The organism is Cellulosimicrobium sp. PMB13, from assembly GCF_051294865.1.
GTDB lineage: Bacteria > Actinomycetota > Actinomycetes > Actinomycetales > Cellulomonadaceae > Cellulosimicrobium.
In genome coordinates, this window is record NZ_CP145910.1 from 3081446 (window position 1) to 3102812 (window position 21367).

Consider the following 21367-nt stretch of genomic DNA (forward strand, 5'->3'; position numbering starts at 1 on the left):
ATGGTCGCCACGCCCACCGGACCTTCGCACCCCGAGCAGGACGACAACCCCACGCCCGACGAATCGCAGGACGTCGTCCCCATCGAGGACGACCAGACGCAGGACGACCAAGCGCAGGACGACCAGACGCAGGACGAGGACGCCGCGAGCGCCGCGCCCGGCGCTCCAGCCGCCCCGGTCACCGCAGAGGCTCTCGCCGAGCCCAAGCCCGCCACGGACGACGCGGACGACGCGGGCGGCGGGGACGACGCGGGCGGCGGGGACGACGCGGGCGGCGGGGACGACGCGGGCGGCGGGGACGACGCGGGCGGCGGGGACGACGCGGGCGGCGGGGACGACGCGGGCGGCGGGGACGACGGGGACGACGCGGGCGGGACGCCGCCCGGCGACGACCTGGAGCGCGACGCACCGGCGTCAGACCGTGACGGCGCGGCGTCGCCCGACGTCGGGCATGACGCGCAGGTTGGCGCCGAGACGGAGTCCCCCCGCGACGTCGAACCACGACCCGAACCGGACGCCGACCCCGAACCGCGGGCCGACGAGGACCCGGATCAGCCCGACACCCCCACCGCGGACGACGGCGCCGACCGCGCCGACGCCGGTGCCGTCCCCGCGGACGAGCCCGACGGACCCGCCGAGCCGGCGACTCCCGACGAGTCCGCGACCACCGACGAGTCCGCGACCACCGACGAGTCCGCGACGACAGCGCACCGGCCGGCCGCGGTCGGTCGGCACGGCGCGGGCGCGCTCCCCGAGCCGCAAGGGCTGCGCGGTCTCGGGAGGGTCCTGCGGCCCCGGGCCAGCCGGTCCCAGATCATCGTCGGCCTGCTGTGCGCGCTGGTCGGGTTCGCGCTCGTCGCGCAGGTGAGCCAGACCCAGGAGGACCAGCTGTCGTCGCTGCGGCAGAGCGACCTCGTCCGCCTGCTCGACGACGTGACGCAGCGGTCGGGCGAGCTCGAGGACCAGGTCTCGTCGCTCGAGGCGACGCGCGACGAGCTGCAGTCGGGCTCCGGCCGCGCTCGCGCAGCCCTGGAGGTCGCCCAGCAGCAGGAGCAGACCCAGGGCATCCTCTCGGGGCGTCTTCCCGCGCAGGGGCCGGGCGTCGAGATCGAGGTCGTCGAGGGCGACGCCCCCCTCGATGCCTTCTCCCTCTTCAACGTCCTCGAGGAGCTGCGCAACGCCGGCGCCGAGGCCATGGAGGTCAACGGCGTGCGGCTCGTGGCGAGCAGCTACTTCGAGGACACCGCCGACGGGGTCGTGGTCGACGGCCAGCCGATCTCCTCGCCGTACCGGTGGACGGTCATCGGGGACCCGTCGACGCTCGAGACGGCGCTCGAGATCCCGGGCGGTGCGATGGCGACCCTCAGGGCCGACGGGGCCCGCACCACCATCCGCCAGCAGGAGACGGTGGACGTGACGTCGACACGCGAACCCGCCGAACCGCAGTACGCGACCCCCGTCCCTGCCGACGACTGACGCAGCGACGGCGCAGCCGGTCCCGCGGGACGCTTCCGGAGCCGACCCGCGCCGGGTAGGTTGGGGGGACCGCGTCGGATGCGCCGCATGACCTGCGGGTGTAGTAGTTTTCCCGCAGAAGGAGCGAAGCTCCGATGCGTGACGAACCAGGTCGCGCGGAGGGCGCCGTGAGTCCCGAGGAGGCGAGATGACTGTCCCAGGTGGTGCTGGTGTGCCGAACCGGGCGGGGAGCGACACGACGATCAGCTTCGGCCGGATCGAGGCACCAGTCGAGGAAGGTGTCCAGCCCGGTGGGCTGAGCCCCGAGGAGGTCGCCGCCGTCGCCGCGCTGCCCCGGCACTCCGCGCTCCTCATCATGCAGCGCGGCCCCGGGCAGGGATCGCGCTTCCTGCTCGACGCCGAGCGCACGGTCGCCGGTCGCTCCGAGCACGCCGACATCTTCCTCGACGACGTGACGGTGTCCCGCAAGCACGCGGAGTTCGTCCGCGAGGACGACCGGTTCGTGGTGCGCGACGTCGGCTCGCTCAACGGCACGTACGTCAACCGGAGCCGCATCGACGCGGCCGCCCTCGGCACGGGCGACGAGGTGCAGATCGGCAAGTACCGGCTCACGTTCCACGCCAGCCCGCACGCGGGCGCCCCTGCCGACGGGTCGGCCCCGCAGTCGTGAGCGCGTCGACGAGCGCCGTGCGCGTCCCGGAGCCGGGGGAGGACTCCCGTCCGGAGCCGTGGCCGCACGGGATCTCCCGGCGCGCGACGATGCGGATCTCCGACGTGCTGCGCGCGCTGCGCACCGAGTTCCCGAACGTGAGCCACTCCAAGCTGCGGTTCCTCGAGGAGCAGGGCCTCATCGACCCGGTCCGCACGGCGTCGGGCTACCGCCAGTACAGCCCGGCCGACGTCGAGCGCCTGCGGTACGTCCTCGTGGAGCAGCGCGACCGGTACCTGCCGCTGAAGGTCATCAAGGAGAACCTCGCGGCTCTCGACGCCGGCACGTCGGCGGAGGGCATCGTGCCGCGCCTCGCCACGGCCGACGGCGACCCGGGCTCCGCCGCGGTCCGCCAGCGGTACACGGTGGACGCGCTCGTGTCCGCCGCCGGGGTCGACCGGGCGCTCGTCGAGGGGCTCATCGAGGTGGGCGTGCTGACCCAGGCGCCCGGAGGGCAGCTCGACGCGCACGCCCTCGACGTCGTCGTGCTCGCGGCCGGCCTCGCGGAGTACGGCATCGAGCCCCGGCACCTGAGGTCGCTGCGCACGGCCGCGGACCGGCACGTGAGCCTGGTGCACCAGGTCGTCGCCCCGTGGCGCAGCCAGCAGACGGCGTCGGCCCGTGCGCACGCGGGCACCGTCGCGGGCGAGGTCGGCGAGATGTGCGCGCGGCTGCACACGGTGTTCCTGCGCCAGGGCATCGACGACCTGACGCGCTGACCGCCGCGACAGGGGTCGTCCAGACCTGCCGGATACCCGCGACCGTCGTACCGTGGACGGGTGAGCGATGACGTGCCGATGGTCCCCGTGGAGGTCCTCGGCGTCCGTCAGCAGCAGCGGGACCAGGAGATCGTGGTGCTGCTGCTCGACAGCGCCTCCGACCTCGTCGTGCCCATCGTCATCGGACCGCGCGAGGCGAGCGCCATCGCGATGGCGCAGGCCGGCCTGCCCACGCCACGACCGATGACCCACGACCTGCTGCGGGACCTCCTCGAGGCCGTCGACGTCCGGCTCGAGCGCGCCGAGATCGTCGCGCTCGACGGCGGGATCTTCTTCGCGGAGCTCGTCCTGAGCAACGGTGCACGGCTCGACTCCCGGGCGTCCGACGCCATCGCCGTCGCGGTGCGCACCGGCAGCCCTGTGCTCTGCTCGGCCGAGGTGGTCGCGGCCGCCGGGGTCGAGGTGGTCGACGTCACCCAGCAGGAAGAGGTCGAGCGGTTCCGCGACTTCCTCGAGCACGTCACCCCGGAGGACTTCACCTCCGAGGAGTGAGCGTCCCCTCATGGCCACCGCAGCACACGGATCAACCGGACAGAAAGGACCTTCGACCTCAGGTCGAGGGTGAAGGACCACCGCGCAGGGGGTGAGGTGGGCGACACGCCCGACGCGTCGGCTCGTCGGTCGTTGACGGCCCCCTGCGGCGCCCATAGCGTGGACGAGGACACCCCAGGAGGCGACAGTGAAGAGCAGCGGTGAGGCGAGCGTCGGGTCCGGCGCGACGGTTCCGCACGGTGCACAGGGTCTCCTCTTCGGGGAGGACATCACCGAGCAGGACACCACCACCGGCTACCGCGGCCCCACCGCGTGCCGGGCCGCCGGCATCACGTACCGACAGCTCGACTACTGGGCCCGCACCGGGCTCGTCGAGCCCACCGTGCGGCCCGCCGCCGGGTCGGGCTCGCACCGGCTCTACAGCTTCCGCGACATCCTCGTCCTCAAGGTCGTCAAGCGCCTGCTCGACACGGGCGTCTCGCTCCAGCAGATCCGCACCGCCGTCGAGCACCTGCGCGAGCGCGGCGTCGACGACCTCGCGCAGATCACGCTCATGAGCGACGGCGCGAGCGTGTACGAGTGCACGTCGCCCGACGAGGTCGTCGATCTCGTCCAGGGCGGCCAGGGCGTCTTCGGCATCGCGGTCGGACGCGTGTGGCGCGAGGTCGAGGGAACGCTCGCGGAGCTGCCGACCGAGTCGCTCGAGGACGTGGCCGAGCCCGAGGTGAGCGAGCAGGACGAGCTCGCCGCGCGCCGTCGGGCACGCTCCGCCGGCTGACTGGGCGAGGTGGGCCGCCGGCCTGCCTGTGGAGCACGTCACACCCTCTCCGAGGCTCCTGTCCCAGGGTGCGTGGGAGGATCGGCCGGAAGCCGGTCGGGGTCGCCAGCGCCGCCCCGTGCCGGACGGTCCGTCGGATGGAGTGCCGTGTTCTCGAAGGTCCTTGTCGCCAACCGCGCCGAGATCGCCGTCCGCGCGTTCCGCGCCGCGTACGAGCTCGGCGCCCGGACGGTGGCCGTCTTCCCGCAGGAGGACCGCAACTCCGAGCACCGCCTCAAGGCGGACGAGGCCTACGCCATCGGTGAGCCCGGCCACCCGGTGCGGGCCTACCTCGACATCGACGAGATCGTGCGCGTCGCCCGCGAGTCGGGTGCCGACGCCGTCTACCCCGGCTACGGCTTCCTCTCCGAGAACCCCGACCTGGCGCGGGCGTGCGCCGACGCGGGGCTGACCTTCGTCGGCCCGCCTGCCGAGGTCCTCGAGCTCGCGGGCAACAAGGTGCGTGCGCTCAAGGCCGCGCGCGAGGCGGGACTGCCCGTCCTCGCGTCGTCGGAGCCGTCCGCCGACGTCGACGAGCTCGTCGCCGCTGCCGACACCGTGGGCTTCCCGGTCTTCGTCAAGGCCGTCGCGGGCGGCGGCGGGCGCGGCATGCGGCGCGTCGACACGCGCGAGGAGCTGCCCGAGGCCCTCGCCGCCGCGATGCGCGAGGCCGACGGCGCGTTCGGCGACCCGACCGTGTTCCTCGAGCGGGCCGTCCTGCGGCCGCGCCACATCGAGGTGCAGATCCTCGCCGACGGCGCCGGGAACGTCGTGCACCTCTACGAGCGCGACTGCTCGCTCCAGCGCCGCCACCAGAAGGTCGTCGAGATCGCACCGGCCCCGAACCTCGACCCCGCGATCCGTGACGCGCTGTGTGCGGACGCCGTGCGGTTCGCGCGCCACATCGGCTACCAGAACGCCGGGACCGTCGAGTTCCTCGTCGACACCGTCGGTGAGCGCGCCGGTCAGCACGTCTTCATCGAGATGAACCCCCGCATCCAGGTCGAGCACACCGTGACCGAGGAGGTCACCGACGTCGACCTGGTGTCCGCGCAGATGCGCATCGCCGCGGGGGAGACGCTCGAGGACCTCGGGATCCGCCAGGACGAGGTGCGCGTCAACGGCGCCGCCCTGCAGACCCGCATCACCACCGAGGACCCCGCGAACGGGTTCCGCCCCGACACGGGCCGCATCATCGCCTACCGCTCGCCGGGCGGCGCCGGCGTGCGGCTCGACGGCGCGACCGCGACCGCCGGCTCCGTCGTGTCCGGCCACTTCGACTCCATGCTCGTCAAGCTCACGTGCCGGGGACGCGACTTCCCGACGGCCGTCCGCCGCGCCCGGCGCGCGCTCGCCGAGTTCCGCATCCGCGGCATCCGGACCAACATCCCGTTCCTCCAGGCGGTGCTCGCTGACCCCGAGTTCGTCGCCGGGAACGTCGCGACGTCGTTCATCGACGAGCGGCCCGAGCTGCTCTCCGCCCGCGAGAGCGCAGACCGCGGCACCCGGCTCCTCGCCTACGTCGGCGACGTCACCGTCAACCGCCCGAACGGTCCGCCGCGCGCCGTCGCGGACCCGGCGCTCAAGCTGCCGTCCCTCGACCTCGGGATCGCCCCGCCGCCCGGGACACGCCAGGAGCTCCTCGAGCTCGGCCCGGAGGCCTTCGCCCGCGCGCTGCGGGCCGAGCAGCGTCTGCGCGTCACCGACACGACCTTCCGCGACGCGCACCAGTCCCTCCTCGCGACGCGGGTACGCACCCACGACCTCGCCGCGGTCGCGCCGCACGTCGCGCGCGCCACGCCCGGGCTGTGGTCCGTCGAGGCGTGGGGCGGGGCGACGTACGACGTCGCGCTGCGCTTCCTCGGCGAGGACCCGTGGGAGCGGCTCGCGACACTCCGCGAGGCGATGCCGAACCTCGCGATCCAGATGCTCCTGCGCGGGCGCAACACGGTCGGCTACACGCCGTACCCCACCCGCGTCACCGAGGCGTTCGTCGCGGAGGCGGCGCAGACCGGGATCGACGTCTTCCGCATCTTCGACGCCCTCAACGACGTCGACCAGATGCGGCCCGCGATCGACGCCGTCCGCGGCACGGGGACCACCGTCGCCGAGGTCGCCCTGTGCTACACCGGCAACCTCCTGGACCCGGCCGAGGACCTGTACACGCTCGACTACTACCTGCGCCTCGCCGAGCGCATCGTCGACGCGGGCGCGCACGTCCTCGCCATCAAGGACATGGCCGGGCTCCTGCGGCCCGCCGCCGCGGCCCGCCTCGTCGGCGCGCTGCGCGAACGCTTCGACCTGCCCGTGCACTTGCACACCCACGACACCGCCGGCGGTCAGACCGCCACGCTCCTCGCCGCCGCGGCCGCCGGTGTCGACGCCGTCGACGCCGCGAGCGCCGCGATGGCCGGGACCACGAGCCAGCCGTCGCTGTCGGCGCTCGTCGCGGCGCTGGAGCACACGGAGCGCGACACGGGACTGTCGCTGCGCGCGGTCGCGGACCTGGAGCCGTACTGGGAGGGCGTGCGGCGCGCGTACGCGCCGTTCGAGTCCGGGCTGCCGGGCCCGACGGGGCGCGTGTACGAGCACGAGATCCCGGGCGGGCAGCTGTCGAACCTGCGGCAGCAGGCGATCGCGCTGGGGCTGGGGGAGAAGTTCGAGCAGATCGAGGCGATGTACGCGGCCGCCGACCGCATCCTGGGGCGGCTCGTCAAGGTCACGCCGTCGTCGAAGGTCGTCGGCGACCTCGCGCTGCACCTCGTCGGCGTCGGGGCAGACCCGGCGGAGTTCGCCGCGAACCCGCAGGCGTTCGACATCCCGGACTCGGTCGTGGGGTTCCTCGGCGGGGAGCTGGGCGACCCGCCGGGCGGGTGGCCCGAGCCGTTCCGCTCGCGCGCCCTGGAGGGGCGCGCGGCGCGGGCCGGCGTGACCCCGCTGAGCGACGAGGACGAGGCGGAGCTCGCGCAGCCCGGCGCGGTGCGCCGTCGTCGGCTGAACCACCTGCTGTTCGCGGGGCCCACGAAGGAGTTCGAGCTGGTGCGCTCGACGTTCGGCGACGTGTCGGTGCTGGACACCCCGACGTACCTGTACGGGCTGGAGGCCGGTCAGGAGGCTGCGGTGGGTCTCGAGCGGGGCGTCCGGCTCCTCGTCGGGCTCGAGGCGATCGGGTCGCCGGACGAGCGCGGCATGCGGACCGTGATGTTCACGCTCAACGGTCAGCTGCGACCGATCCAGGTCCGGGACCGCGCGGTGGACGCCGACGTGCGGGCCGCGGAGAAGGCCGACCCGACGCAGCCGGGCCAGGTCGCGGCGCCGTTCGCGGGCGCGGTGACGCCGGTCGTGGTGGCGGGCGACGTCGTCGAGGCCGGGCAGACGGTCGCGACGGTCGAGGCGATGAAGATGGAGGCGGCGATCACGTCGCCGGTCGCGGGCACGGTGCAGCGCGTCGCGATCGGCGCGGTGCAGCAGCTCGAGGGCGGCGACCTGGTCCTGGTCGTCGTCTGAGGTCGGACAGGACGGAGGAGCTCATGCAGATCACGTTCCACGGGCACGCGTGCGTCGCCCTGGGTCATGGCGGGACCACCGTCGTCATCGACCCGGGGTCCTTCTCGGACGCAGCCGGCGCCCTGCGAGGCGCGGACGTCGTCCTGGTCACGCACGAGCACGCGGACCACGTCGACGCGGAGGTGCTCGGCACCGCCCTCGGGGCGCGCCAGGACCTCGGGGTCTGGGCGCCCGAGGCGGTCGTGGCGAGCCTGCGCGCCGCCCTGCCCGACGACGCGGCGCGCCGCGTGCACGCCGTCTCGCCGGGCGACGGGATCGAGCTGGGCGGTCTCGAGGTCGTGGTCGGCGGCGGGCTGCACGCGCAGGTCCACCGCGACGCCCCGCGGATCTCCAACGTCACGTACCTCGTCCGTGGCGGCGGCGTCGCCGTCTTCCACCCCGGGGACTCCGTCGACCTCCCGGGGACGCGGCCCGGGAACGACCGGGCCGACGTCCTGCGGGACGCGCGGCTCGACGTGCTGCTCGCGCCGGTGTCCGGGCCGTGGCTGAAGCTGGGGGAGACGATCGACCTCGTGCGGGCGCTCGACCCGCGCGTCGTCGTCCCGGTCCACGACGCCCTGCTCTCCGACGCCGGTCACACGCTCGTCGACCGTCTCCTCGGGCGAGGGCGCACGGGCGGGACGTACGAGTACCGGCGGCTGCGCGTGGGGGAGTCGCACGCCGTGGGCGTCGACGCGCGCACCGTGGCGGACGCGGTGCTGCACGAGCACCCCGAGTACGCCGAGGTGGCGCTGCTCGAGGACGACGAGACGGTCCCGCCCCGACCGGAGGAAGAGGCGGCCGACGCCGCGCGCGAGCGGACCTGAGCCTGCCCGCTACAGCAGCGGACGCAGCGGGGTGAGCACGACCTCGCCGAGCTTGGCGACGAGCGACCGGGTCTCCCACTCGGCGAGCGTCAGCTCGCGCGTGTTCGACAGGTCGACCGCGAAGATCTTCTCCATCTGCTCCGCCACGCCCTCGTCCGTGATCTCGAGGTTCACCTCGTAGTTGCCCGTGAGGGAGAGGCGGTCGATGTTGGCGGTCCCGATGGTGGTCCACCGGCCGTCGATCGTCGCGGTCTTCGCGTGCACCATCGCGTCCTGGTACAGGTGGATGCGCACGCCGCCCTTGAGCAAGGTCGTGTACAGGCCGCGCGACAGCCAGTCCGCGACGACGTGGTTCGAGCGTTCCGGGACCAGCACCCGCACGTCGACCCCGCGCGCTGCCGCGGTGAGAAGCGTCGCGAGGATCTCGCGGTCGGGGATGAAGTAGGCCTGCGTGATGTAGACGTGCGAGCTCGCCCGGTCGATCGCGTCCAGGTAGATGCCGCGGATGGGGAAGACGAGGTGCGCGGGCGCGTTGCGCGCGGCGCGCAGGCGCGGCTCCCAGTGCGCCGACCCCGGGTCGGCGAGCATCGGCTGGCCCTCCGCACGGTTCGCGTTCCAGAAGTCGACGAACGCGTTGCGCAGCTCCCAGGTGCTCGGCCCTTCGAGCCGGACGTGCGTGTCGCGCCACTGCGTCGCGTACAGGGCCCCGATGTTGTAGCCCCCGACGAACCCGATCTCGTCGTCGACGACGAGGATCTTGCGGTGGTCACGACCCGACTTGCGGACGTTGAGCAGCAGGACGCCCGGCCGGAAGACCGGGTACCGGATGACGTGGATCGACTCGGGGAGGTCGTAGAAGTCGCGGGGGACGACGAGGTTCGCGAAGCCGTCGTAGATGACGAAGACCTGGACTCCTCGCTCGCTCGCCTCGACCAGCGCCTGCTTGAACTCCGCGCCGACCGCGTCGGCCTTCCAGATGTACGTCTCCAGCAGGATGCAGCGCTCGGCCCCGCGGATCGCGGCGAGCATCTCCTGGTAGAGGTCGTCGCCGAACGTGTAGACGGTGGCGGTCGTCCCGGCCACCTCGGCCTCGGCCGGCGCCGAGCGGGGGAACGACGCCTCGGTCGTGTTGCGCCGCTTGCGGACGGCGTCCGCGACGACGAGCGCACCCGCGACCGTCACCGGGACGGCGACCGTCATGACGAGCGCGCGTGCCAGGACGCGCCGAGCCAGGTGCCACGAGGTGTCGGGAAGGATGCGCACGTGCTCACCGTAGTCGCCGCGGACCGGACCGCGAGCGCAGCGGCGACGACGCACGGGGTGATCTTGCGCCGGGCCGGAGCGCAGCCGGCACGTCGGCAGGGCGGTGTCGTCCCGCTGCGACCTCAGTGCGAGCGCAGCGCCTTGATCAGCTCGGACTTGCGCATCGAGCTGCGGCCCTCGATGCCGATCTCCGCCGCACGCTTGCGGAGCTTGTCGACGGTCCAGTCGTCGTAGTCGCCGCTCGTGCCGCCTCTGCTGCCGACCGACTTCCGGGATGATCCGGCGGCGGCGTTCGCGATGCGCGCCGCCTTCTCCTTCGAGTCGCCCTCGTCACGCAGCTTCTCGTACAGCTCCGGGTCCTTGACGCTCGGACCGGGGTCACGCTTCGGCATGATCGCCTCCTCGTCGACGGACAGGGCGACGTGGCGTGCAGGCCGCCCGTTCCACCCAGACTCGCCGCCGGGTGCCGTCCTCGCACGTCGGGTCAGGCGTCGCGCCCCGTTCGTCACTCGTGCACGACGACCTGGCCGAGCGTCGAGTCCAGGTGCACCAGCCGCCCGCCGACCGCACGGAAGCCGTTCGGGCTCAGGGGGTACTCCTCGTCCCAGACCACGCCGCCCCGCTCGAGGTCGAGCGCCACGACCCGGGTCCCGCCGGAGCCGTCGAGGGAGGTGATGACGAGCGCTGCGACGTCGCCGTCCGTGAAGGCGCCCACGATCGCGTCGGTGGTACCGAGGCTCTCACGCTCCCACGCCCAGAGCTCGCGACCGGAGGCGAGGTCCACGCCGAGGACGACGTACCCGAGGTCGAGCGCCGCGATGCCGTCGGCGACCGCGACGACCTGGGACACGGTGCCGCTGAGCGTCCAGCGCTCGTTGCCGCTGAGGTCGACCGCCTGCACGCCGCTCGGCACGAGCAGGAGCCGCGTCGGGTCGGCCGTGCCGTCCGACGCGAGGGGGACGAGGGGGCGGCCCGGCACGATGCGCTCGACCGTCCCGTCCGTCCGGACGAGCTCGGTGATCTCCACCTCGCCCGTCGCGGAGCCGCTCGTGGTGCGCAGGAAGGTGCCCGCGCGGGACCCGAGCACCTGCGACGTCACGGGATCGCCGCGGTCGTCGACGCGCACTCCCTCGAGGGTGAACGCGGCGCTGAGGCGGCATCCCCGCAGCACGATCAGGCCGTGCTCGACGCGGGCCGTCGCGTAGGCCGACACCTGCGGGCGGCACAGGTCCGTGCGCGCGAGATCGTCCGGGGTGACGGTGGACCGCCAGCGCACCGACGCGTCTGCGGCGTCCTGCACGGCGACCTCCAGAACCCCGCCGGTGCGCTGCCACCGCACGACGTGGCCGTCCGGGACAGCGAGCGCCCGCCCGAGCCCGTCGCCGAGGTCGGTGCGAGAGCTGACGGTCCCGTCGGCGCCCAGGACCCAGGCCCGTGGGTCGTCCTCCGGTCCGGTGAGGCACACGAGCTCGTCCAGCGGCGCGCTCGAGAGGTCGCCGGGCGGAGGTCCGCAGCGCGGCGGCCCTTCGAGCTCCACCGACCAGCGCTCCTCCCCGTCGGACGGGTCGAGCCCGGTGGCTTCGTGCGCCTGCACGACGACGAGCGCGTCGCCGAGAGCCCACGCGTCGACGCCGGTCGTGGCGGTCGTCCACCGCGCGACCGGCGGGGTCGCGAGCGACGAGACCCCGCCGTGCGCGTCGAGCAGGGCGAGGCGACCGGCCCTCGACTGCCAGAGGCTGCTCGCGACGAAGAGCGCGGCGACAGCGGCGACGGCCAGGACCGCCGTCGCGACGCGTCGTCGTGCCGACGCGGCCGTGCCGGTGGGGGACCGGACCGGGAGAGACCGCTCGTCCGGGGTCGCCTCCCGTCCGACGGAGGGATCGGGCCGGACGGCGTCGTCCAGTGCGAGCTCGTCCGCCTCGACGAGCTCGAGCCGCCGGAGCGCGTCCTCGCGCCGGTTCGCGACCATGCAGCGCACACTACTCCGCGCCGTGGGGGCGCAGGCCCGCCTCCTGGACGCCGGCGAGCGCCCCGCTGAGGGGATGGGACCGGATCGCCGCGGCGAGCTCACCCTCGATGCGGTCCAGGTAGACCCCGGTCGTGGCGATGGACGCGTGCCCGAGGAGCTCCGCCACGACCTTCACGTCCCAGCCGTCGGCCGCGAGCAGGGTCGCGGTCGTGTGCCGCAGCGCGTGGGGGGTGGCCTCGCGTCGGTACTGGTCGGGCATGCGGTCGATGCACCGACGCAGCAGGGCGCGGACGGCCTGGGCGTCGATCCTGCGCCCTCGCCACGAGAGCAGCAGCGCGCGCTGGGCGTCGGCGTCGTCCGGCCGCCGGGCGAGCAGCACCGGTCGCAGGCGCGCGAGGTACTCCTCGAGCGCGTCGGACAGGGGCGGGGACAGCTCCACCGTCCGCACGTTCCCGCCCTTCCCCTGGATGCGCCATCGCGTCCTGCTTGGCTCGCGCGAGAAGTCGTCGACGTCGGCGCGCACGAGCTCCGAGACGCGCGGCCCGAGGACGAGCAGCAGCGCGACGACGAGGCGGTCCCGCAGGCGCAGGTCGTGGTCGTGGCGCGCCGGGCCGACCGGCGCGTCGTCCGTGGTCACCGTGAGAAGGGCGGCCGCGGAACCGGCTGACAGGGCCGTGCGGGCGACCCGCAGGCCGTCGCGCAGACGGGCCGGGGGAGCGGCCCACTGCATCGGGTCGGCCTGTACCCAGCCCTCCCGCGACGCGTGCGCGAAGAAGCGCGTCAGGGACTGGCGGAACCGGTTGACGGTCGCCGGCGAGCGGCCTGTCCCGCCGGGCTTGCGGCTCGCGTCCTGGAAGCGGAGGTCCGGCGTCGTCTGGTAGCGCAGGAGCACGTCGTCGACGTCGTCACCGGTGACGTCGTCGAGCACCCGCCCTGGCCCCGCGAGTCGCGTGAACTCGCGCACGTCGCGGACGTAGCTGCGCTGCGTCGTGGCTGAGAGCACGCCCCGCACGGTCTGTGACGCGACGCTCGCGAGGTAGCGGTCGGCGGCCTCCTGGACGGTGACGAGCTCGAGGCGCGGTGGTGCGACCATCCCTCAGGGGCTCCCTTCGACCTGGGCTGACCGGACGCGGCGAGCCTAGGCCCAGGCACCGACACAGCAGGTCAGAGGCGGTACGGCACCTCGCCCACCGACACCACCGCGCGGTTGCCGAAGAACGTGTCCTCCCGCAGCGTGGTGATGCTGCCGGACGGCACCGGGAAGGTCACGTGGCCCGCGGACTCGATCGGCATGCCGATCCACGCCGCCACGACGAAGGTCGCCGCGAAACCGTGCGTGACGACGACCAGGTGATCGCCCTCATGAGCGGCCAAGGCGTGCGTCGTCGCCTCGTAGACGCGGACCGCGAGGTCGAGGCGCGTCTCGGCGCCGTCGACGCCCTCGTCGTGCCGGAGCCGGTCACCGACCCGCGGCGGCGGCACGAAGCGGGCGTCCAGCCACTCCTGAGGGCGGCCCTCGGCGACCCCGTACGACTTCTCGCGCAAGCGCGGGTCGAAGGTCGGCACGACGGCGAGCGCACGGCCGATCGCGTCCGCGGTCTGCCGGGTGCGCCGCAGGTCCGAGGCCACGATGCTCGTGCCGGCGGCCCCGGCACTCCGGTCGCGCAGTGCGGAGCCGAGCCGGTCGGCTGCGAGCGCACCCGCCGGGGTCAGGTCGGAGTCGTGCTGACCCCCGACGAGTCGCTCCACGTGGTGGGTGGCCTCCGGGTGGGTGACGAGGTGCACGGTCCGCGGGCGGGGCGGGACCTCGCCGGGTACGGGTGGCGGGGGAGCTGTCGCGGGGCTAGGCAGGCTCATGGCACCCACCCTGACACGAGGGACGTGCCCGGTGGCGCGACGGTCGTCGCGCCACCGACGCCGGGTACGTCGAGATCGCCGCAGAGACGCGGGTCGGCCGGTGCCTGCGGCGGCCAGGGGCGCTCCGACGGTGAGCGGAGGGTGGTGACGTCCAGCGGCGGGTCAGGTGTCGACAGCATGGTGTTGACCTAAACACACTGGTTTAACTGCTATGTCCGATTATGCATCGTAGCCGACGGATCCAGCACGGGCCAGAGTGCGACGACGGTCGGGCTCACAAGGGGTCATTCGGCAGATCAGGACGGTGAGTGCCCGTGGAGACCGTCGCGCCGGTCTGGTGTGCGCGCGGTGATCATGCCCGGTGGAGCGGTGGGCGCAGGGGACAGCGTGCGCCAGGTCCAGACGCAGGCCGTCGCGACGCCGACGGCGACGGCCGCGAGCAGGAACGCGAGGAACGAGGCCACGACGACCAGGACGGCGACCAGTGCGCCCAGGAGCTGTGAGGCGCTCAGCGGTTCGCTGGACCGCGCGCCGGGCCACTGGTCACGACGCGCAGGAAGCTCGCCAGATCGTCGCGGCTCGGCGTCGGGTATCGCGTGCACGACGACGTCGCGGGCCGGTCCGGCCGTGCCCGGTGCCGTCGACGTCGTCATGATCGAGGGGAGGTTGGGGGAACGTCCGCTGATGCACGGCGGCGCCTCTCTCGACAACGAACTGACATAATGTACATTATCGGCGTCGAAGTAGTGCGAGTGCATCGGACGTAAGAGCTCCGTTAGCCACCCCTACCAGTTGTGACCAGTGCGGGTTGCATCTGATGCACGATCTTTCCAGGACCTCGCGCCGACATCGACGTTCGCGAGCCTAGGCAGGGTCGGCGGCTGGTGCGAGCGTCGCAGCCAGTACCTGCCAACCCTCGTCTGCGCGCACCCAGAGGCGCGTGTAGACCAACCGCGCGGACACCGCGCTGCCGCCCTGGATCGCCTCCACGGCGGCGACCAGCCTGGTGACTCCGCTCGTCGCGTCCTCCTGGACGTCGAGCGACTCCTGCTCCAGGCGCGTGATCTGCAGCGAACCCGAGCGGTAGCTCTCGAGGTCGTCCTCCTTGGAGAAGACGGACCCGTCCGGGCCGGCGCCGACGCACCGCGGATGCAGCAGTGCCTCCAGCGCGTTGACGTCGCCGGCACGCTGGGCGGCTTGGAGCGCGTTCTCCGCAGCAAGAAGACTCATCGCCGGAGTCTACGCACGGAGACCTGTCTCGGGCGGGCACTTGTCAGTGCGCCTGCGCCCAACCCGCCACTGCCCCACCCTCCGATGTGTATCGCGCAGATCAGTCCACAGGCAGAAGATAGGCCGCTGACCGGGGCCGAACACCGTCAGGGCGAACCCACGAGGCCGGTCCGGCCGCGACACGGGTCCAGCCACGCCGCTCGTAGAGGCGGACGGCCGGACCGCCATCGTCGACGACGTCGAGCGCGAGTCGGATCCCCCGCTCGGCTGCGGCTGCCTCGACCTGGTCGAGGAGTGAAGCCGCGACGCCGGTTCCACGCGCTGTTGGGACGACGAAGAGACGGCTCAGCCCGCCGATCGCGGTGATCGGCACACCTGCCGCACGTTCGATCTCGGCAGCATGTTCGACCTGCTCGCCACGGACGAGCAGCGCGTGCCCCAGGAGGTCGTCGTCGTCGATCGCGAGCCAGGCGTCAAGAGTGCCCTCCGGCTCGAGCCAGGCCACCGGGTCCTGGGGCCAGACCGTCGGGTACCCGTCGTGAAGGTGAACGCTGCGGAGGGCGTCGACCACGAGATCGAGAGCGACCTCGCGACGAACGACGGTGAGGGCTGACACGGCGAGATGCTAACCCGGTCCGCTCGATCGGACGCTGATGAGACAGGGCGCCGACCGCCGCCTGAGCACCGTGCACCCTGCCTCTCGTCGGGTGATCCGGGCGGCCGCCCGATGAGTCCGAGGTCGTGCACGGGTCACAGCCTCCACGACGCCGGCAGATCGACGGGGTCACCCCGAAGGAGACGACATGGGCAAGCTCATCTACTCGATGATCACCTCGCTCGACGGTTATGCCGAGGCGGCGGAGGGCGACCTCGGCACCGGCGCCGAGGTGGAGGAGGTGCACACGTTCATCGGGGACCTCTTCCGGCCCGTCCGCACGTTCCTCTACGGCCGGCGGATGTACGAGACGATGGTGTTCTGGGAGACCGCTCACGAGGACCCCGACGCTCCCCCGCACATCGTGCAGTACGCGCGCGACTGGCAGGCCGCGGACAAGATCGTGTACTCGACGACGCTGGAGTCGGTGTCCAGCGAGCGGACCAGGGTCGAGCGCACCTTCGACCCCGACGCGGTGCGCCGGCTGAAGGCCGAGACCGACCACGACCTCTCCGTCGACGGTCCGAACCTCGCGGGCCAGGCGATCGCGGCGGGTCTCGTGGACGAGTACCACCTGTTCGTCACCACCAGCGTGGTCGGCGGCGGCAAGCGGTTCTTCCCCGACGGCGTGCGGCTCGACCTCGAGCTCGTCGACCAGCGTGCGTTCGACAGCGGGCTGGTCTACGCCAGGTACCGGACCCGCTGAGACGGACCGCTCCCCCGGTTCCGCGGCGTGCTGAGATGGACCCATGTCCGACGCGCCCCCGCCCCTGCTGGAGATGCTGTGGGAGTCGCACGACCCCCACGTCGTGATCCAGGAGAGGTTCGGGCTCGAGGACGCCGAGTCCGCAGCGCGGTGGGTCACCACGGCGCTGGACGAGAGCTGGGGTGTGCAGGTCGACCGGTGCGAGCGGATCGTGATCAGCGACCACAACGCGTTGTCCTGGGTCACGACGCCGTCCGGCCGCCTGCTCGCCAAGTGGTCGGTGGCACCCGAGCGGCACGCACGTCTCGCGCAGGTCGCGCGGCTCACGCACTGGCTCGAGCGCGCCGGGCTGCCGGTGTCCGCGCCGTTGCCGTCGCGGCACGGCGGCCTCCAGGTCGAGATCGGCGACGTCTCGATGTGCCTGCAGCGCGTCGTCCGCGGCGACCTGCTCGACGTCGGCGATGCCGACCAGGTCCGGGACGCCGGCGCAGTCCTGGCTCGGTTGCATCTCGCGCTCGCGACCTACCCCGACGCCGCTCGGGTCGTCGCCCCGGCCGGTCCCCCGGCTCCTGTGGCGTCCCGCGTGGCGGACTGGCTGGACGGCGCCCCCGACCAGGTCCCGGCGACGGCTCGGGCCGCCCTCCGGCAGCTGGTCGACGGCGCACCGCACGACCGGCTGCCGACACAGCTGGTGCACGGTGACTACCGCTCGTCGAACGTCCTGTGCGCCGGACCCGAGGTCGCCGCCGTGATCGACCTCGAGGACGCCAGGCTCGACCACTGCGTCGTCGAGCTGGCTCGCTCGGCCGTCATGCTCGGGACGCGCTTCCGGCAGTGGGGTCCCGTCTCGTCCGAGGTCCGTGCGACGCTCCTGGCGGGCTACGAGTCGGTTCGACCCCTGACACCGGCCGAGTCCGGCTGGTGGGACGCCCTGGTCCTCTGGCACGCCTGGGCGCTCGTGCCGCCCGGCGACGACCCCACCGGATGGGGTCGTGCTGCGCACGAGCACCTGGAGGACCTCGCTCGCACGCGGTGAGACGCGGCCGTGCGGCCGTCGGCGTCACGCCGTGGGACGGCGACCGGCTCGGCTCAGTCGTCGAAGACGTTCCAGCAGATCGGGCTCCTCAGCCGTTGGTCGTCGAGCACGAGGTCGCGCACCGCGGCCGGGATCCGCGCGCGCTGCCAGTCACGCTCGGCCTGGCGCGCCACCTCGGGCTCCCCTCTCGCCGCGGCGTGCGCCGCCGCAGCCCTGATCGCGTACGCCGCGGCTCCGAGGTCGTGCGCCGCGACGTGCGCCACGGCGACCGCCTGCCCGGCCGCGAGCGCCGCGTACTTCGCAGGTGCCGGCTGGTCGCGCCCGGCGGCGTTCGCGGGGAAGGCGGCGCGGTGGGCGTCGCGCATGGGCACGTCGCCGCGTATCCAGCCACGTGCGGTCTCGAGGGCGTCGCGGGGGCGGGTGTCGTCCGGCTGGGTCTGCTCGAAGAGCGGCAGGACGTGGTCGGCGCAGAGGACCGCCCACTCGGCGAGCAGGCGGTGGTGCTCGTCGCTCAGCGTCCCGCCGCGGCGCACGGTGATCAGTCGGGGGTCGCGGTCGGTGGGGAGGATCGGCATGCGGCGATTCTGCCGAGGGCTCGAGGCACGGGCAACGGTGCCTGAGGTCCGTGGAGGGCGGGTGAGCCTGGCTCCACCGGTCGTGGTGTCGGCGCGTCGGGGCGTGCCTCCGGTCACCGTGAGCGGTGCTCGGCGGTGCGCAGGAAGCGGCGGAGCTCGCGCGTGACGTCGTCGGGTGTCTCGACAGGGCTGGCGTGGCCGGGTCCGGTGAGGACGACGAGCTCGGATCCCGGTATCGCGTGGTGCAGGGCTTCGCCGACCGCGACGGGTGCGCGGACGTCGTGGTCGGCGTACAGCAGCAGGGTGGGTACGTCGATGCGCGGCAGGACATGGTTCTGGTCCGGGTGGCTCGCGCGGGCCATTGCCCGGAAGCCCGAGGGGCGGGTCTCGCGGACGCTGACGAGGAACGCGTCGACGCGTTCCCCGCCGGCGGAGGGTGAGAAGAGGGACGGCGCCAGCGCGGCGACGAGGTCGTCAGGTGCCAGGGTCGATGCCTGCAGCGAGCGCGCGAGCCTCCGGTCGGCCTCCTCCGGGCCGAGGGAGCCGACCCATCCCGCGTACCCGCTCACGAGGGCGAGTGACCGGACGGCTCGGTGGTGGCGATGAGTGACGGCGAGCGCCAGGGCCGCCCCGAAGGAGAGCCCGACGAGGTGGGCCCGTCCGATCCCCTGCGCCGCGAGGACGGCAGCGAGGGCGTCGGCGTAGTCGTCCATGCCGAACCCGTCGGGCGGGTCGTCCGACCGGCCGGCGCCGGGTGCGTCCCAGGCGATCACGGTGAACTCGTCGGAGAGAGCCTCGACCTGTGCGCCCCAGGTGGCGGGGCCGTCGCCGACGAAGCCGTGGGCGAGCAGCACCGCGGGCCCGGCCCCGGCGCGTTCGTAGGCGATGCTCAGCCCGCCGACCTCGACGCGCATGCCTCGATCCTCGACCTGTCGGGCCGTCGGAGCAACGGCCGGGGCGGGCGCGGGGTCGCGCAGGGCGCCTCAGGCGCCCACGTAGGCCGCGAGGTGCTCCCCCGTGAGCGTCGTCCGCTGCGCCACGAGGTCGGCGGGCGTGCCCTCGAAGACGATGCGGCCGCCGTCGTGCCCGGCCCCGGGTCCGAGGTCGATGATCCGGTCGGCGTGGGCCATGACGGCCTGGTGGTGCTCGATGACGATGACGGACTTGCCGGAGTCGACGATGTGGTCGAGCAGGCGCAGCAGGTTCTCGACGTCTGCGAGGTGCAGCCCGGTGGTGGGTTCGTCGAGGACGATCACCCCGCCGGAGTCCCCGAGGTGCATCGCGAGCTTGAGCCGCTGGCGCTCGCCGCCGGAGAGCGTGTTGAGCGGCTGGCCGAGCTTGATGTAGCCGAGGCCGACGTCCTCGAGGTGCGCGAGGATCTTGTGCGCGGCCGGGATCTTGGCGTCGCCCTCGCGGAAGAACGCGTGGGCGTGAGCCACGGACAGGTCGAGCACCTCGGCGATGTTGAGGCCGCCCAGCGTGTACTCGAGCACGGACGCCATGAAGCGCTTGCCGCCGCAGTCCTCGCACGGTGTCTCGACGGTCTCCATGAAGCCGAGCTCGGTGTAGATGCGTCCGTTGCCCTTGCACGTCGGGCAGGCGCCCTCGGAGTTGGCGCTGAACAGGGCGGGCTTGACGCCGTTGGCCTTGGCGAACGCCTTGCGGATCGGTTCGAGCAGGCCGGTGTAGGTGGCGGGGTTGGAGCGGCGGGAGCCCTTGATCGCGCCCTGGTCGACGACGACGACGCCCTCGCGCCCGGCGAGGTTGCCGTGGATCAAGGAGCTCTTGCCCGAGCCTGCGACACCGGTGACGACGGTGAGGACGCCGGTGGGCACGTCGACGTCCACGCCCTGGAGGTTGTTCTGGTCCGCTCCCCGGATCTCCAGCGCGCCGGTGGGCGTGCGCACGGACTCCTTGACGGTGGCGCGGTCGTCGAGGTGGCGGCCGGTGAGGGTGTCGCTGGCCCGCAGCTGGTCGACGGTTCCCTGGAAGCAGATCGTGCCGCCGTCGGTGCCGGCGCCCGGGCCGAGGTCGACCACGTGGTCGGCGATGGCGATGGCCTCCGGCTTGTGCTCGACGACGAGCACGGTGTTGCCCTTGTCGCGCAGGTCGAGCAGCAGGGAGTTCATGCGCTGGATGTCGTGGGGGTGCAGCCCGATGGTGGGTTCGTCGAAGACGTAGGTGACGTCGGTCAGCGCGGAGCCGAGGTGGCGGATCATCTTGGTGCGCTGCGCCTCTCCCCCGGACAGCGTGCCCGCGGGCCGGTCGAGCGAGAGGTAGCCGAGGCCGATCTCGACGAACTTGTCGAACAGGTGCAGCAGGCTCGTGACGAGGGGGGCGACGCCGGGGTTGTCGATGCCGCGCGCCCAGTCGGCGGCGTCGGAGATCTGCATGCGGCACACGTCCGCGATGCCGGCGCCGTTGACCTTCGCCGACCGGGCGGACTCGTTGAGCCGCGTCCCGTCGCAGGCCGGGCAGGGGACGAAGACGGCGGCCCGTTCGACGAACGCCCGGATGTGCGGCTGGAGCGACTCGGGGGCCTTGCTGAACACCGACTCCCGCAGCTTGGGGATGAGGCCCTGGTAGGTCATGTTCATCCCGAGCGCCTTGACCTTGCCCTTCTCGCGGTAGAGGAAGTCGTGCCGCTCGGTCTCGGTGTAGTCGCGGACCGGCTTGTCGCCGTCGACGAACCCGGACTCGGCGAAGCCCTTGACCATCCAGCCGTCCGCCTTGTAGCCGGGGACGAGGATCGCGCCGTCGTTGAGGGACCGGGACTCGTCGACGATGACGGACAGGTCCAGGTCGGAGACCGTGCCGCGTCCCTCGCACTGCGGGCACATGCCGCCCAGGTACACCTGGTTGCGCACGACCTTCTTCTCGGTCGTGCCGTCCGCCTTGCCGGTGCTGAACACGCCGCTCGCCGTCGAGGTCGGGACGTTGAACGAGAACGCGGTCGGTGGCCCGACGTACGGGTCGCCGATGCGGCTGAAGAGGTTGCGCAGCATCGCGTTGGCGTCGGTCACGGTGCCGACGGTCGACCGGACGTTGGCGCCCATGCGTTCCTGGTCGACGAGGATCGCGGTGGTGATGCCCTCGAGCACGTCGACGTCCGGGCGCGGCAGCGACGGCATGAAGCCCTGCACGAACGTCGAGTAGGTCTCGTCGATGAGGCGCCGCGACTCGGCGGCGATCGTCGCGAAAACGAGCGAGCTCTTGCCCGACCCCGACACCCCGGTGAACACGGTGAGCCGCCGCTTGGGGATCTCCAGGCTGACGTCCTTGAGGTTGTTCTCGCGCGCGCCCTGCACGCGGATCACGTCGTGCGTGTCGGCGGCGTGCGGCGCGGTCGCCGGCGACGTCGTGGCGGGGGTCGAGGTCTGCGTGGCGGTCACGCTGGGGCTCCTTCGGCTGGTGGTGCGGGGGGCGGGGC

At 73.1% G+C, this 21367-nt stretch carries 20 protein-coding genes; 9 read left to right on the forward strand and 11 right to left on the reverse strand.

Annotated features, from left to right (window positions below; translation table 11 throughout):
- From V5D56_RS13885 to V5D56_RS13915, 7 genes are all read left to right on the forward strand, one after another.
- A complete protein-coding gene (locus V5D56_RS13885) occupies nt 1–1476 on the forward strand; it encodes a DUF881 domain-containing protein (protein ID WP_435735886.1) in 1476 nt (491 codons plus the stop codon).
- 187 nt (nt 1477–1663) lie between these two features.
- A complete protein-coding gene (locus V5D56_RS13890) occupies nt 1664–2146 on the forward strand; it encodes an FHA domain-containing protein (RefSeq protein WP_435735887.1) in 483 nt (160 codons plus the stop codon).
- Complete coding sequence (ftsR, locus tag V5D56_RS13895; protein WP_435735888.1) at nt 2143–2904, forward strand: transcriptional regulator FtsR; 762 nt, start codon at nt 2143–2145, stop codon at nt 2902–2904. Before V5D56_RS13890 ends, ftsR begins: the two co-directional genes overlap by 4 nt.
- Nucleotides 2905–2982: 78 nt before the next feature.
- On the forward strand, nt 2983–3456 hold the full coding sequence (locus V5D56_RS13900) for a bifunctional nuclease family protein (protein WP_435739043.1): 474 nt from the start codon (nt 2983–2985) through the stop codon (nt 3454–3456).
- A 187-nt stretch (nt 3457–3643) separates the two neighbouring features.
- On the forward strand, nt 3644–4234 hold the full coding sequence (locus V5D56_RS13905) for a MerR family transcriptional regulator (protein ID WP_251150964.1): 591 nt from the start codon (nt 3644–3646) through the stop codon (nt 4232–4234).
- A gap of 147 nt (nt 4235–4381) precedes the next feature.
- Nucleotides 4382–7780, forward strand: coding sequence for a pyruvate carboxylase (locus V5D56_RS13910; protein ID WP_435735889.1), 3399 nt, complete (start codon nt 4382–4384; stop codon nt 7778–7780).
- 23 nt (nt 7781–7803) lie between these two features.
- Nucleotides 7804–8646, forward strand: coding sequence for an MBL fold metallo-hydrolase (locus tag V5D56_RS13915; protein WP_435735890.1), 843 nt, complete (start codon nt 7804–7806; stop codon nt 8644–8646).
- Nucleotides 8647–8655: 9 nt separating this feature from the next.
- Here the strand turns inward: V5D56_RS13915 and V5D56_RS13920 are convergent, their stop codons facing one another.
- From V5D56_RS13920 to V5D56_RS13955, 8 genes are all read right to left on the reverse strand, one after another.
- The gene (locus V5D56_RS13920) at nt 8656–9909 is read right to left on the reverse strand and encodes a phospholipase D-like domain-containing protein (RefSeq protein ID WP_435735891.1); all 1254 of its coding nucleotides are present in this window, start codon (nt 9907–9909) and stop codon (nt 8656–8658) included.
- A 122-nt stretch (nt 9910–10031) separates the two neighbouring features.
- On the reverse strand, nt 10032–10301 hold the full coding sequence (locus V5D56_RS13925; protein ID WP_435735892.1) for a DUF7218 family protein: 270 nt from the start codon (nt 10299–10301) through the stop codon (nt 10032–10034).
- Nucleotides 10302–10414: 113 nt separating this feature from the next.
- Entirely contained in the window at nt 10415–11878 is a 1464-nt protein-coding gene (locus V5D56_RS13930) for a PQQ-binding-like beta-propeller repeat protein (RefSeq protein WP_435735893.1), read from the reverse strand.
- Nucleotides 11879–11888: 10 nt separating this feature from the next.
- Nucleotides 11889–12971: a tyrosine-type recombinase/integrase gene (locus V5D56_RS13935; RefSeq protein WP_435735894.1), complete on the reverse strand. Its 1083-nt coding sequence runs from the start codon at nt 12969–12971 to the stop codon at nt 11889–11891.
- Nucleotides 12972–13042: 71 nt separating this feature from the next.
- Nucleotides 13043–13735 (reverse strand): histidine phosphatase family protein, encoded by a 693-nt coding sequence (locus V5D56_RS13940; protein ID WP_435735895.1) that lies wholly within the window; start codon nt 13733–13735, stop codon nt 13043–13045.
- A gap of 296 nt (nt 13736–14031) precedes the next feature.
- Nucleotides 14032–14493 (reverse strand): hypothetical protein, encoded by a 462-nt coding sequence (locus V5D56_RS13945; protein ID WP_435735896.1) that lies wholly within the window; start codon nt 14491–14493, stop codon nt 14032–14034.
- A 106-nt stretch (nt 14494–14599) separates the two neighbouring features.
- Nucleotides 14600–14965: a nuclear transport factor 2 family protein gene (locus V5D56_RS13950; RefSeq protein ID WP_435735897.1), complete on the reverse strand. Its 366-nt coding sequence runs from the start codon at nt 14963–14965 to the stop codon at nt 14600–14602.
- A 100-nt stretch (nt 14966–15065) separates the two neighbouring features.
- Nucleotides 15066–15581 carry a GNAT family N-acetyltransferase gene (locus tag V5D56_RS13955; protein ID WP_435735898.1) on the reverse strand — a complete coding sequence of 172 codons (516 nt, stop codon included), beginning with the start codon at nt 15579–15581 and terminating at the stop codon, nt 15066–15068.
- A 187-nt stretch (nt 15582–15768) separates the two neighbouring features.
- Between V5D56_RS13955 and V5D56_RS13960 the strand changes: the two genes are divergently transcribed.
- A complete protein-coding gene (locus tag V5D56_RS13960; RefSeq protein WP_435735899.1) occupies nt 15769–16326 on the forward strand; it encodes a dihydrofolate reductase family protein in 558 nt (185 codons plus the stop codon).
- Nucleotides 16327–16369: 43 nt separating this feature from the next.
- Nucleotides 16370–17362, forward strand: a complete 993-nt coding sequence (locus V5D56_RS13965) for a phosphotransferase (RefSeq protein WP_435735900.1) — start codon at nt 16370–16372, stop codon at nt 17360–17362.
- 53 nt (nt 17363–17415) lie between these two features.
- On the opposite strand, the gene V5D56_RS13970 is transcribed toward V5D56_RS13965, so the two are convergent.
- The 3 genes from V5D56_RS13970 to V5D56_RS13980 form a co-directional block, all read right to left on the reverse strand.
- Complete coding sequence (locus V5D56_RS13970; RefSeq protein WP_435735901.1) at nt 17416–17937, reverse strand: putative immunity protein; 522 nt, start codon at nt 17935–17937, stop codon at nt 17416–17418.
- A gap of 113 nt (nt 17938–18050) precedes the next feature.
- On the reverse strand, nt 18051–18851 hold the full coding sequence (locus V5D56_RS13975) for an alpha/beta fold hydrolase (RefSeq protein ID WP_435735902.1): 801 nt from the start codon (nt 18849–18851) through the stop codon (nt 18051–18053).
- A 69-nt stretch (nt 18852–18920) separates the two neighbouring features.
- Nucleotides 18921–21329 (reverse strand): ATP-binding cassette domain-containing protein, encoded by a 2409-nt coding sequence (locus tag V5D56_RS13980; protein ID WP_435735903.1) that lies wholly within the window; start codon nt 21327–21329, stop codon nt 18921–18923.
- Between the last annotated feature and the right edge of the window lie 38 nt (nt 21330–21367).